The organism is Okeania sp. SIO2C2 (assembly GCF_010692625.1).
GTDB lineage: Bacteria > Cyanobacteriota > Cyanobacteriia > Cyanobacteriales > Microcoleaceae > Okeania > Okeania hirsuta.
Genome location: NZ_JAAHGM010000015.1, coordinates 112111 through 126422, shown reverse-complemented (window position 1 = coordinate 126422; position 14312 = coordinate 112111). Strand labels below are relative to the sequence as shown.

Annotated in this window: 10 protein-coding genes; 3 read left to right on the top strand and 7 right to left on the bottom strand. The window is 35.7% G+C overall.

The genetic code is table 11. The features are described 5' to 3' along the window. Positions 1–80: 80 nt before the first annotated feature. Positions 81–257 (top strand): hypothetical protein, encoded by a 177-nt coding sequence (locus F6K18_RS15215; protein ID WP_287521949.1) that lies wholly within the window; start codon positions 81–83, stop codon positions 255–257. 776 nt (positions 258–1033) lie between these two features. Here the strand turns inward: F6K18_RS15215 and F6K18_RS15210 are convergent. From F6K18_RS15210 to F6K18_RS15190, 5 genes are all read right to left on the bottom strand, one after another. After that, positions 1034–3196 (bottom strand): N-acetylmuramoyl-L-alanine amidase, encoded by a 2163-nt coding sequence (locus F6K18_RS15210; RefSeq protein ID WP_287521948.1) that lies wholly within the window; start codon positions 3194–3196, stop codon positions 1034–1036. A gap of 598 nt (positions 3197–3794) precedes the next feature. Further along, entirely contained in the window at positions 3795–3962 is a 168-nt protein-coding gene (locus tag F6K18_RS15205; protein WP_205127666.1) for a hypothetical protein, read from the bottom strand. Between the two features lies 1 nt (position 3963). Then, positions 3964–5781 carry a diguanylate cyclase domain-containing protein gene (locus F6K18_RS15200; protein WP_287521947.1) on the bottom strand — a complete coding sequence of 606 codons (1818 nt, stop codon included), beginning with the start codon at positions 5779–5781 and terminating at the stop codon, positions 3964–3966. A gap of 802 nt (positions 5782–6583) precedes the next feature. Then, positions 6584–7714 (bottom strand): CO2 hydration protein, encoded by a 1131-nt coding sequence (locus tag F6K18_RS15195; RefSeq protein WP_287521946.1) that lies wholly within the window; start codon positions 7712–7714, stop codon positions 6584–6586. A 451-nt stretch (positions 7715–8165) separates the two neighbouring features. Next, positions 8166–9692, bottom strand: a complete 1527-nt coding sequence (locus tag F6K18_RS15190; protein ID WP_287521945.1) for an NADH-quinone oxidoreductase subunit M — start codon at positions 9690–9692, stop codon at positions 8166–8168. Positions 9693–10248: 556 nt separating this feature from the next. Here F6K18_RS15190 and F6K18_RS15185 point away from each other — a divergent pair. Beyond that, on the top strand, positions 10249–10701 hold the full coding sequence (locus tag F6K18_RS15185) for an NUDIX hydrolase (protein ID WP_287522012.1): 453 nt from the start codon (positions 10249–10251) through the stop codon (positions 10699–10701). Positions 10702–10769: 68 nt separating this feature from the next. After that, positions 10770–11633: an alpha/beta hydrolase gene (locus tag F6K18_RS15180; RefSeq protein WP_287521944.1), complete on the top strand. Its 864-nt coding sequence runs from the start codon at positions 10770–10772 to the stop codon at positions 11631–11633. Positions 11634–12004: 371 nt separating this feature from the next. Here F6K18_RS15180 and F6K18_RS15175 read toward each other — a convergent pair whose 3' ends face one another. Both F6K18_RS15175 and bioF read right to left on the bottom strand, forming a co-directional pair. Continuing rightward, entirely contained in the window at positions 12005–12178 is a 174-nt protein-coding gene (locus tag F6K18_RS15175) for a hypothetical protein (RefSeq protein WP_287521943.1), read from the bottom strand. 589 nt (positions 12179–12767) lie between these two features. Continuing rightward, a complete protein-coding gene (gene bioF, locus F6K18_RS15170; RefSeq protein ID WP_287521942.1) occupies positions 12768–13976 on the bottom strand; it encodes an 8-amino-7-oxononanoate synthase in 1209 nt (402 codons plus the stop codon). Positions 13977–14312: the final 336 nt, after the last annotated feature.

The window sequence follows — 14312 nt, the reverse complement described above, 5'->3', positions numbered from 1 at the left end:
GCGAAAAATTAATCTCCGGCAGTTTTGTCAAAGTATCTGCTAATTGTGCTGAAGTAAAATCTGATTATTTGGTAGATTCAATGAGTAACCTAGAGATTCATTTATTAACTGGAAATCTTCAAAAAGAAAAAATGGATTATATTTATGCCAAGGTAACAGGTGGAAAAGAAGATAAAAGTGGATTTTATATACATTTTACTGCTGTATCCCCAGAGGTTGAAAATATTTTACAAACTTGGGTCATAGCTAATAGTTAAGAAAGGAGTCAGGAGTTAGGAGGAAAGAAGAAAGAAAAGAAGAAGAAAGTTTTTGTTTGCTGGCGCACAAAGCAGGTTAGTTAACGCGGAGCGCGGAACAGAGTTCTATCGCTAATTAGGGTTTGCTCAAAAAGTCTTTTTAAGGAGTAGGGGAGCGGGGGAGTAGGGGAGTAGAGAGTAGTTAGGAGAAACGAGGAATTATAGAAAAGATAGTCGGAACAATTATCAGAGTGATTCTTCTGCTATCCCCCCTGCCTTTTATCATTTTCTTTGTGGGTTTAATACCCCACCGTCTACACGGTGTTCAAAATTACTTGGGGTGAGAATCCCCATATAATTTTCCTCCTGTCTCCTGTCTCCTGTCTCCTGTCTCCTTCTTCAAGCTAACTTTTTGAGCGAACTCAACTGAAAACCAGGCACTTTTTTTGACCTAAAAAAGCTAAAACCTTTATATGTCAATGGTTTTATATTTAATCAGCAAGTCCTAATTAAACGGACGTGATATTCACAAGTCAAAATTGAATTCTGTATAACTGGAGAATCAGTAATACCATAGCTCCTGCGTTAATGCTTGATTTGACAACTATAGCGCTACATTATTAGGAGTAGGGAGTAGGAAGTAGGAAGTAGAGATGGAAAAAGCTTACGAGATAAAGCTTTTGGCAATTAGCTATTTCTGCAATTTATCAATATACCAGCGCGTACTGCTATACCTTACCTTAGTATTTTTCCCAACACCTACCAGCTAAAACCTAACACCTAACACCTCATTACTCTTAACGAGAATAAGCTTGAACATATCTAAGTATCCCACGAGCGATCGCCTGTGCCATACGACTACGTTGAACAGGGTCCGCAAGAATCCTAGAATCATAATTACCAGTGACAAAACCCACCTCTACCAATACAGCAGGCATCTTAGTCTTTCTTAGCACATAAAAACGAGCCCGCTTCACACCACGATTATTCATTGTGGGGAAACTTTCCAACATACTATTCTGAATATACTGTGCTAAAGCCTGGCCACTTTGATAATAAAAAGTCTCTAAACCATTAACATCAGGACGCCTCATACTAATAGCATTAGCATGAATACTCACAAACAGATCCGCACCGACCCTATTGGCCAATTCTGCCCGTGGTGGTAAATCTAAATCCCGGTCTGTCTTACGAGTCATCACTACTTGTATATTATTCTGCTCCAGGATTTGAGCTACCTCCAATGACATGGGCAAGACAATATCCTTCTCTCGCAGACCAAAACCCACTCCACCTAAATCTGTAGGTCCTCCGTGCCCAGGATCTATAACTATCATTAACCGTCCATCACGCTGGGGTAATCGATTCGGCAAAGGAAAACGACGATTACCATTATTAGTAGTATTAGAACGGCGGTCGTTGCGACGAGGCCAGGGGAAAGGCCAGCGTCTCGGACGTAAATTTCCTTGAGAATTCTGAGGTAATCTATTCTGAGGAGGTGAATTTGGTGGTAATGAACTGTTTCCCCGTGATAAGATTGAAGGCCTGGAATTAGAAGATTGTTGTCTAGGATCGGGTCGCCAACCAGGAGGAGTAGTGCCAATATTACCCCAACCCATGGGTAAAGATAACTTTTGTGGAGTAAGCTGAGTTACCTCGGCAATTTTAACATTAGTAGCAGGCTTAACCAGAATTGTTACTGTTTCTGGATCTTCTTGACGTATCTTTGCCCAAATTAAAGGACTGCCCACCCTTCGGCCAGGTAACTTTAATCGGTCATCAACCTGAGCACCATATATAGTAATTCCATAAGCATCCTCTTCAGAATCCCAACCACTGGTATAGTTCAGAGGTCGATCCCCTGTAATTACTAAGTCAGTACCATTTTTCAATTCTACTGACTTAACAACTGCAAAACCAGTACCTTGATTAATTGTTGGTGGTGTTTCTCCTTGAGGCCATATTGCTACTCCACCTGCATAAGCACGAGCTTGCCATTGAGTTTTGGTATCTGGAAGACTCACTGTCAAACGAACTACTGCAGGTGTTATTGAAAGCTGAGTAAGTTGAGTAATTGTTAATCCAGATTCGTTAAATCTTTGATTTGACTTGACATCTTTTGCTGTGAGAGTAGCATTCAGAATATCAATGGTCATCCAGGTACGGTCAACACTCTGCTTGAGTTCAATTTCTGGTAGTTTACCGCTCGTTTTTAGAACTACTCCATCTTGCTTTACTTGGACATCTTCTACAAGAGTTGGCGTACCAGTGGTAGCAACTTGATTAACAGGAGCAGGGTTTCTTGGTCTTAGTATATTTTGATTACTCGGTCTCTCTATTCTGCGAGGAGCTAAAGGCGAATTTTGAGATAGTGGGGGTGGAGACTGAGGACTTTGAGGTGGTGGGGATGGAGACTGGGAACTTTGAGGTGGTGGGGATGGAGACTGAGAACTTTGAGGTGGTGGGGATGGAGACTGGGGTTTAAGGTTAATATCTGAAGTAGAGGCAATCTTTTGAGGTGTGGGTATTTGCACAGTCCATTCGCTAGGAGATATGCCCCTAAATTGCACCTGTTTTGGGTCAAGAGTATACCCATTATTTAATTCTACTACAATCCTAGCTGTTTGAGAATTAAATTGTCCTACTCTAACTGCTTTTATTGCCCCACCGACAACTTGAGAAGTTCTTATACCACCTAAAGTTGTGCCAGGCAAATCTATAACTAAGCGAGTTGGGTTAGTTATTAATTGTGCTTTTGGCTGAACACCTCCTTCAGTAGTAAAAGATAGTCGATTCTGATTTGCTTGAAACTGCCAAGATTCTAGGGTAGCAGCTTCAGTAGGACTTCCAAGTACAAAAACACTGAGTATACTTGGAAGTAGATAGCGTACCATTAGATTTTTTCCCATCTGGGTACTTTTGAGAAATATCACACGATTTCCTGGATATATATTTTTCATATCAAGTTTAATACTTTATGAACCCCTCTAAATATAGATGATGTATTGATATACCCCTGATAATTTTTGGTGAATAGAATAATTATTAAGCTGTAAAATTTACTCATACACCGAGTTCACACTTCAATAACTACTCTCAGCATAACTAGAGGAACATAGTATCATACAACTTCCTACATACTACATAGTTGTCAGTTATTCCAAATAAATTTATTAATTTGGACAATATTTTTTATTCCTTGTCGATAGTTGCGGGTATTATAGCGATTTTCTTTCATATAGCAGAAGCAAGAGGTTTAATGATTGATATTTCCTTGTTTGAGCTATTTCATAAGTACAATACAGTAATGACGACTGCTATTGGGAAAATTATAGATTTTTACAGATAGTTGTAGGTTTCTAAGAACGGTAAATTAAGTAGACCTATTAATCTTAAGGTCAGGTTAATTCTGTCTAAAATTATAGATATAGTTCCTTAAATGATGTATTCAATCTGAAGAGCAATTTTCTAGAGTGACGTTGGTGATTGGAGGTATGAAATCAGTAATTTAGGTAAATATAAGAGTAATTCTTTGAATGGCAAGATTAGATATTGTCTTTACTTAATTGACCGAAAAGTACATTTCTTTCTCCTGAATCCTGACTCGGTCCTCCTGACTCCTAAGTAATTAAGGTTAATATCATACAATAATCCACCAACGCCTCTGGAGTAAATTATTGAGATATATTTGTGCGATCGCATCATAGTTTGAAAATTTGCAGTCATCTTAAAAGTCCTTTGTATCTCGAGAAGCAGAAATCATACTAAAATGTATCCAGCAATCTCGTCCCTGTTGTTTAGCTTCATATAAAGCTTGATCAGCTTGGCCTATAAATGTATGGAGTGTTTGAGCCAATGAAGGGATCTGAGTCGTAACACCAAGACTGATAGTAACTATTTGTTCTTTCCCACTAGGATGAGGAATACCTAAAGCCTTAATCGCTGATTGAATCTGTGCTGCTACTTCACAAGCCCCACTTTGGTCAGTATTTGACAAAATCACAGCAAACTCTTCCCCCCCATAACGAGCGAACAAGTCTGCCGGACGTTTCAAAACCCCTTGAACTGCATGAGCTATTTTAATCAAGCATTTGTCTCCTTGTTGATGACCGTAAACATCATTGTATAGTTTGAAATAATCCACATCAAACATAATTAGAGATAAAAATTGCTTTTCTCTTGCCATTCGTCGCCATTCTTGGTCTAAAAATTCATCGAAGTAACGACGGTTAGAAATTTTAGTTAAACCATCCAGTCGAGCCAGACGTTCTAACTTGAGATTTGCTTCTTGAAGTGCATCTAGGGTTTTACCTAACTCATCTGCTTGTGAGCGAGTTTGAGCAAGTAGATGGGAATGTTCTAAAGCGACGCTAAACTGAGTTGCTAATTGTTTGACGAATCTAATTTCAGTGGAAGTCCATTCACGGCTTTTTTCACATTGATGAATACAAAGCAGTCCCCAAAGTTTTGAACCCATGATTAAAGGCATAATAATTTGTGCTTTAATCTGAAATTGCTCTAAGATTTCAATATGACAGTCTTTTAAACCAGCATTGTAAATATCTGTCAGCACTTGCATACGCCCCTGTTGATAATGGATGGCATACTGTTCGCCAAAACAATCATCATTCACTTTAATCGAAAGGGCCGAATCATAAATGGGTAAAACGCTTTCAGAAACAAATTCTCCATAGCAGTAGTTACTTTCTGGGTAGAAGCGGAATATGCCTACGCGATCGCTCTCTAGAGCTTTTCTGACTTCTTTGGCAGTAGTTTTAAATAAGGTATGGAGGTCGAGAGATTCACGAATTTCTGAAATTAAGTTGAATAAAATCATTTGTTGTTGGCTAGCTGCTTGTAAATCTTTGGCTTTTTGTTCGACTTCAGCTAGTTGTTCTGCTTGCTGCACTGCAAAGCCTAGTTGAACAGCAATTTGAGCCAAAAAATTTACTGCTGTAGTTTCCCACTCACGGGGTCTGGAATGCTGATAGGCAGCTAGAATACCCCATAGTTTTTGTTTAATAAAAATGGGAGCAGTTGCATAGGAGCGGATGTGAAATTGTTCTAATATTTCAATATGACATTGCGACAATCCTGCTTGATAAATATCTTTTACTACGAGTGTTTCGTTATTGCGATACCGACCACCTTGATACTCTTGAAGATAACAATCATTCCAGACAGTGTTTTTGTATGTAAACTCAAGTTCATCCCAACCAACTTCAGCAAATTCAAAGTCACCAACAAATTCACCCCCCCAGTCTTCATTAAAACGATATACTGAGACCCGTTCGACACTTAAAAGTCTACAAGTTTCTTTTGTGGTTGTCCGAAAGATTGTTTCTAGGTCGAGGGATGCTCTTATCTTGCTGATAACTCGGTATATTGTCTTTCGTTGTGCATATATTTGCTCTAGTTGTTCAGTTTTATCATGCAGTTGATCCTCTAAATTATCAATGGTAGGTAATCTCAATAACCTAGATATTTGATTAACAATTTTACGGCGAATCGTAGATAATATAGATTGAGGTCTTTTTTTATTCATCAGGATTTTTTATAAAAATTTATAAGCAAAATATAGCACTTTAAAAAAAAAATCTGTTTAACCGTATTTTCTTTGCTATTGATATTATTTAGGGTTTGCTGAAAAAGTATTTTAGTAGGAGTAGGAGACAGGATAAATGGGAATGAGCGAGGAAGTAGGAGTAAGAATTGTAAGAATGATTTTTCTGCCCAACTATGCGCCTAAAATACTAACTTTTTGAGCGTTTTAGACTGAAACAGGCGCACTTTTTTCGTTCCCAAAAAGGCACTTGTCTTTATATGTCAATGCTTTTATATTTAATCAGCAAGCCCTATTTATATTTTTTTGTATTGAAAAGCGGAGTAGTTGAGCATTTAAATATGAAAAAAAATGATACTTAATCTAGATATCAAAGATAGAGGTAAATCCAATCTAAAAATCACTCCAGTTTATTGTTAATATTATTCAATTTTACTTGGTATAATGTAGCAGAAGGAAGAAGGAAAAAGGAAAAATATTGCGTTGTCTGAGTTTTAAGCTTTTGATATATCCTAACAGTAATAGACCTCTGCGGAAATTAAGATTTAACGACCTTTTTACAGGGGTTTCAGTTGAATTATCGGAGATGTCTAATGGTGACTCCTAATATAATATCCACACAATCTGATGAACCCACTTCACAAGAGGGGAGATATAGCCAGCATTTTAGTATTTAATATTGATATTAATTACTAAAGCCATAAAGTAAAGTTTGTTCATTGTTTTTCCATCTCAAACAATGAACAATTAATCATAAAAATCAGAGTAAAAGTATAGGCGATAGCTAACTATTAACTTCTTGTATTTGTGATGTTAAAAATCGATCCATCCACGCTTCTAAATAGGCTTGATTTGCTGCTTGTTCTTCTGGATTTTCTGTATCTAAAGGATGAGGTGCTAATCCTAAAAGTGCTGCTGTTGTGACACAAAACATTGACTTTTGAAAAGTCTGACAAATTTTGACTCGTAAATTATCTGTACCTCGGTTAGTTTTTTGATAAACTTCTAGAAGATAATCTGGTAAAAAATGTCGCATATCTTGCATTAGTAATGTGGGTGGAATTCCTGCTCCTCCAATAGGTAATGGATCTGCATATAAAGCACCATAAGTAAATCGACTTTGTTCGTGGTCTATTTGTTGAGCTTGAGCATTGTATGAAACTGTTCCTAAAAATGGCGTGCCTCGGAAGAAAATTGCTTCTACATAGGGAACTGCTGTATCGGTTAAAAATGTTAAACCTACTGATTCAGGAATTATTTCATAATGTTTACTTTTTACATTTACAGCATAGGTAATTGGTAAATTTGCTGCTGCGACTAATCCTGATAAAATATGATCTACTACTTGAGGAATAGATGTTATTTTCCCCTGGTCATACTTATCAGATAAGGTCATAAATATGTCGCTCATTACCCGCCAAAATTGACCTAAAGCACTGTAATAAGCTTGTTGACGTACCATGTCTGGTAAAAATTCTGGAAATAATTGATTGAGTGGCATTAACATCAAGTTTCCTGTGATTTTGGCATCTATTACTGCTTTTGCTAGTTGTTGAAATTCTGGTGAATCTAAATATTTATCGAGACCTCCACCTCCATGCCATAACATTCCTCTCATACAATATTCTGCATATTCATAATTAATCCGGTCGTGCCACCAAAACTTAAGTAATTTACCTAATGAAATTTTGCCGTTGAAGTATTTAAAAAAGGGAAATAATTCTAAAAATTGATGTTCGGCAATATAAATTAGATTCTTGGAATAGGCATCTAATACAATCCCATAACTTTTCAAAATTCCGACAACTTCTAAGACGTTTTCTGGTGTATCTTTTAGTAGAGCTTGACCAGATTTTAAACGATTAATATAGACTGAAAGTGGATGATTCTTACATTTTAAAATGGTGTTTGTCATAATTGTTTTTCCTAAGTTTAATTTTTTTGATTTGCTAGAGTTGCTAATACTAAATATCTCGCGTTTTTGCTACATTTTATTAAGAGCAGGGATATAAGAAATAATAGTTCTTTACTTCATACTTACAATTGCTAAAAATATTGCTTAACCTTGCTTATTACTTAATAACTGAAGTGTTTTATAAATATAGTATTATTTTTAAGGATTGGTCTGAAGAGATATTGATATTTCATGTTATTTATATCCCCATTCCATTTTACAAAAATTGAATTATCTAGTTTGAATTATGAACAACCTAATAATATTATGTCCGGTTGAATAGTTATAAAAAATGAGAGAATAGTCAGTAGGGAATAAGAAAGAAATTTTTTTTTATCGTGCTATTATCCGGACATGATATAACTGAAAAAGACAAATAATTCTCTATTCTGAATTCTTCTCCAAATTCTTCTTATCCAGAATAGTTAACGAGTAGAGGCAAGGGATTGATCGCTGACTTTTTAACTACCTGTGACAACATAGGTTGACCTGCGCTCATTGTATTTGCTTCAGTTTCAGTCCAACGCAACATCCAATTTGGTTGTATTCCCAGAATAACTATCAAAATTATCAAGATAATGGCTGGTATTCTATCTGACCATTCTACAGGAGACAAATTCACAACTGTTTCAGATAACCTACCAAAAAATACTCGGTTCGCTAACAGCAAAAAATAGGCTGATGTTAACCCTGTTCCGATCATACAAAGAAGAGTGGGAACTGTAAACACGCTGAAACTGCCTCTAAACACTAAAAATTCGGAAATAAATCCAACCATTCCTGGAATACCAGCACTTGCCATTACTCCTAAAATCATCAAACTACCAATCAATGGTAAACCTTGTTCTGGGTTTAACAAACCACGCAATATATCTATATCGCGAGTGCCAGCTTTTTTGTAAACTACTCCCACTAATAAAAATAGTAGGGCTGAAATTAGACCATGGCTAATCATTTGAAATACTGTTCCCAAAATACTGAGGGGAGTTGCTGCGGCACTTGCTAATAGAATATAACCCATGTGACCAACGGAACTATAGGCTACCATTTTTTTCATGTCTTTTTGGACAATCGCATTAAATGAACCATAAAGTACGCTGACTACTGCCCATATTGCTAACCATGGAGAAATATATACCCAAGCTTCTGAGAACATATTTAATCCAAATCTCAGTAAACCGTAAGTCCCTAGTTTCAACAGCACTCCTGCTAAAAGTACGGAGATAGGTGTGGAAGCTTCAACGTGAGCATCGGGTAGCCATGTATGGAAGGGAACTAGAGGAATTTTAATGCCAAACCCGATGACTATTGCTCCTAATAATAATAGTTGAGTTCCTAAAGGTAGGGTATGGGCAACTACTTGGTCGTAAGCGAAATTAGATGAGCCACTTAACCACGCTACTCCTAGGAACCCAGCTAGGACTAAAATTCCTGAAATTGCTGTGTAAATCAGAAATTTTGTGGATGCGTAACCCCGTTTTGGTCCTCCCCAAATTGCTATTAATAGGTATAGAGGAATTAGCTCTAGTTCATAGAAGATAAAAAATAGTAGTAGGTCTTGAGCAAGAAAAGCTCCAAATACGCTGACTGCTAGCAACAATATTAGGGAGTAATAAAAACGGGGTCTTTTGATTGACTTGTCTGTGGCGTAAATAGCAATAGCAGTTAACAGGCCATTTAATACTACTAATGGCATAGATAAACCATCTATGCCAAGGGAGTAATTTAATCCCAGGGAGTCTATCCAGGGCACTAAAACTACAAATTGTAGATTTGGATCTTGTGGGTTAAATTCAGTCAGTAGTACTAAAGACCATACGAAACTAATTATGGCCACAACTAGAGCGATTTGCCTGGCTAATTTTGGCGAGAAAGTGCTTGGCCAAAAACCAATGATAGCGGCACCTATTAATGGCACTAAGAGCAGACCGTTAAGCATTTATTAATATTTTCCTTTGATGGGAATTGAGAGAGTGTTTGTAAAATGAATATTAAATCATGTAGGGTGCGTTAGTGTCACATAATGTACCATCCCACAGCACGCGGTGCGTGAAGTGTAAAACCGACCATTATTCCAGAAATGGTAAGCGTGCCGTCACACACCCTACTTAATCTTTTGTTGACAAACAGTCTCTGAGAAATTGATTTAAGTGCAAATTACTTAATAGGATATTACAATATGTCCTATATTTTACTAAGCTTTTAGTTAGGAAGCGAGAGAATAGTTTTCAAGAAATATTAATTAGGAATTGTAATAATAATTTTTTTATTCTTAATACTTGATCCTGCATTCCTAGTTAAAAAGCGTTTCGGTACGGAAAATGCTGATAGCTAGTTAAGGTGTTTAGTAAAAATTGCAAAAAATTTTACTTTATTAGGTAAAAAAATCTGCAATATCAGCTTGTAAATTAACTTTTTATTTGCTCCTAAATCAAAAAAAACTACAAAAATAATTATTGAAAGTGCTTTCTATTTTAGTTTTGATTCCTCAGTCCATACGTCAATTATGGCAAGTTGGACAAACTGTACTTGGCTTAATTTTCCGCCATCCTCTGACAGGTGTTAGTGTAGTCCCCATTTTGCCTGATGGCCGGATAGTTTTAGTTCGTCGCCGTGACAATAATAAATATGCTCTACCAGGAGGTATGGTGGAATGGGGTGAAGATGTTACAACTACTGTGAAAAGGGAATTATTTGAAGAAACAGGATTAGAGTTAGTTAAAATTCGTAGATTAGTGGGAGTATATTCTGCACCAGATCGAGACCCTAGAGTACATTCTATTAATATTTTGGTTGAGGCTGATGTTCGGGGAAATATGAATGTTCAAGATACTTTGGAAATTAGTAATGTTCAAGCTTTTGAAGTTACATCTTTGCCGGATAATCTTAGCTACGACTACGACCTACAATTAAAGGATTATTTTACTGGTTTGACAATTTTAGCTTAATTTCGTGATTCTATAATCTCACATTAAAAAAGGATTATTTGAAGGTATTTTCACTTGAATATATAAATTTGGGCGAGATATCTGTTAAATTTTATAATTCCATAGTTATGCACTTTTTATGGCGTAATTCTCGTATCAAGTTGTCTGGTGGACTATTGTTTTGGCGTGAAATTGGTGGTAATTCAAATAATGTAGTTTTTCTACATGGGTCTTGGTATAACAGTAGTCAGTGGTTACCAGTGATGGAGCGGTTGAGTCTACATTACCATTGTTTTGCACCAGATTTACCAGGGTTTGGTGAGTCAGAATTTTCTTTTACTCATTACTCTATCAGTCAAATAGTAGAATCTTTGGCTGAATATATAGCTACTTTGAAATTGGAGAAAGTATATTTAGTTGCCCACTCTTTAGGAGGTTGGATAGCTGCTAGTTATGCTCTCAAATATTCTGAACAATTATTGGGCGTGATATTAATATCTCCTGAAGGAATTAACCTTGCTGCTGTTAAAGCACGTTGGCGGTTATTTAGATGCTTAATTCAAAAACCTTCTTTTTTGTGTTGGGTTTTACAATTAATATATCCTTTTGTTAGGTTATTAGGCGCTCACACAAAAATTAAGAATATTCTACAATTTCGACAAAAATTATTACTTTCTTCAACCGGAACTAAAATTTTATTTCGACGTAGGTGGACAGAAATTCAAGCTGAGTTATTGACAGAAGAATTGGCTTTTTTGAAAGTAAAAACGTTGATTTTACAAGGTTATAAAGATACGAATATTGCTTTATCTATGAGTAAATTTTATGCGGATTTATTGCCGATGGCGAAACTTCATTTAATTAATTCTGGCGGTGATAATTTACCCGAACAAATGCCAGATATTGTAGTAGAAAAAATTACGGATTTTCTGAGTGATGGAGATAATTTTTAGTGTAGAGTAGGTAGTAGATTGATGCAGCAATAGCACATTAGCTTTTTCAATTTAATTCTTGTTAGATTAAGATTTGATTTGAGGATTGATTTTTATAAAGTAATATGTTAGGTGTGTCAGTCTAGTAGATTACACAGAGAGATTATCTGAATTTCTGATTCTATTAGAATTAATTTGGTATGTTTTTCAATATTAAGTTTTTTGAGTAGGAGTTAGGAGTAGCGAATATATAGATTTTAGGAGAGTTCAACTATTAATAATTAATATTGCAGGGGACAGCGGGAAATACATTTTCCCTTATTCGTTTCATCATCTGTCTATCTACCCTAGTTTCATCACAGGTTGAAAGAAGCAAAGTTAGAGAAGAGAAATTAAATAATTTTCGGTTCACCAATGAAAACTGTAGAGCTTAATTCTACAGAAAATAGTAAGATGCATATACTACCATACTTTCTCTGGTTTTGATTGAGATATTTTAGGGGGTTGTTGAAGCATTGGATGAGCTGTAGAGGCAATGGCGCTTTCTGACCTTGGACTAATTTCATAAAATTTAGGGTTAGTTATTATACCATTTCAGTCGAATAATTTTATTATTGTATAGAACCAATTTGAGGTCTATTTAAAAAGAGATGGGGAGGTAGAAAAATAGGGAGATGGGGAGTATTTTTCAAGCTTTTTCCTATATTCCTTCCCTCCATCTCCTGACTCAGTCCTCCTGACTCCTCGTAAAAAAACGCAGGTCGCTGACAAAGATACCAAATGGGTTCTATAGAACTTAGGTCAAAGTGCGACATTAGTGTAGTTAAAACTATAGTGCTACACTACATTTATGTAGTAATAATTCAAAAATGCGTAAATTACAGGATAGTTTAGATGTGACTACTAGCGCGTCAAGCTTGAAATAGTGTTTTAGGAAAATTCTCCAAACCTTAGTCAGAGCAAGAATTATACTCAAAAATTTAATACACCATTTTCAGCTTGACACGACACTACAAGATTTTTATCGCTTCCTAATACCTCTCTAAACCTACGGCTTTCTTTACTCTCAAATATTTAGCAAATATTCATCGGTATTAGATTAATAATTTATAACTGCTGGAAAGAAAAATCTCTACTTCAAGTTCTCTTTTGAGCTTAGAAAGAAAGATTCTTAGCAGTTTTTCCATTTGTTAAATTCAATAATGCTGCTACTAATTGCTGAATATGATTTGTTTCATGGGTGGCCATTAATGAAATGCGAATCCGGCTGGTATTAACAGTAGGGGGGCGAATGGCCGGAGCAAATATTCCTGCTTGTTTTAATTTTTCTCCTATTTTTAATGCTTCAGCTGCATTTTTGAGAGGAATGCAGATAATTGGCGATTGATAATTCAAGTTTTTTTTCTCTGCACCTAACTGTTGATTTTCTGTTTGTAATAAATTCATTAAATCATCTAGATTTTGCCATAATTTGAGACGACGTTCTGGTTCTTTTTTGATAATTTTTATAGCTGTTAAAGCAGCAGCAGTATCTGCAGGAGTTAAACCTGTGGTATATATCCAACTTGGTACTCTATTTCTGAGAAATTCAATTAATTTTTTTGACCCAGCAACATAGCCTCCTAAACTTCCTAATGCTTTGCTGAGAGTACCAATTTGAATTAATTCTTTTCCTGTACAGTTAAAATATTCGACACAACCTCCTCCATTCATTCCAAATACTCCTGTAGCATGAGCTTCATCTACTAATAACATACTGTTATATTTTTCTGCTAAATCTAATAATAATGGTAGTTTACATAAATCGCCATCCATACTAAAAACACTATCTGTAATTATTAAACTGCGACGATATTTTTCTCGATATTGTTCTAGTTTATTTGTTAATTCTTCAATATTATTGTGGCTATATTCAAGAATTTCTGCCCCACTAAGGATAGCTCCATTTTTTAGACTAGAATGATTATATTTATCTGATAAAATCAGGTCACGCTGACTTACTACTGAAGAGATTACGCCTATATTTGCTAAATATCCTGAACTAAAAACTAAGGCTGTTTCTGTTTGTTTTAATTTTGCTATTTCAAGTTCTAATTCCTGATGTATTTTTCGATGACCTGTTAATAAACGAGAACCAGTACTACCCGTACCAAATTCTTTTGTTGCTTGAATAGCTGTCTCAATTAAACGTCGATCTCCTGCTAATCCTAAATAATCATTACTGGCAAAATTGATGAGTTTTTTTCCTTCTAATTTTATGATTGCACCGGGAAGACTGTCGATGGTTTTGACTGAACGATACCAGTTAGCTTTATGTATTATTGATAGGGATTTATCTATCCAATCATAGGGATTATTTGGCATTTTTTTTTCTGATTTATTTGATTTGTCTTTACTATAGTAGTTCCCAAGAAGCGTGAAGTACAAAATTCCTTTTTTTTAGGGAGTAGGAAGTAGGGAGTAGAAAAACAACTGTACCTCAGTAACTTGAGAAACGCTATAGCAATTTTCAATAATGTGTAATACCAACTTGATAAGTTTTTGTTACAAATAGTATCAGCAAGGAAGAAGTCATAAGTCAGAAGTAATAAACATCGGGAAAAAGGGCAAAAAATATTAAACTCTTACATCTTTTTCTATAGGAGATGTTCAATAATTCCCATTACCATCTAATTGAAGTTTTATATAAGAACCTATCCC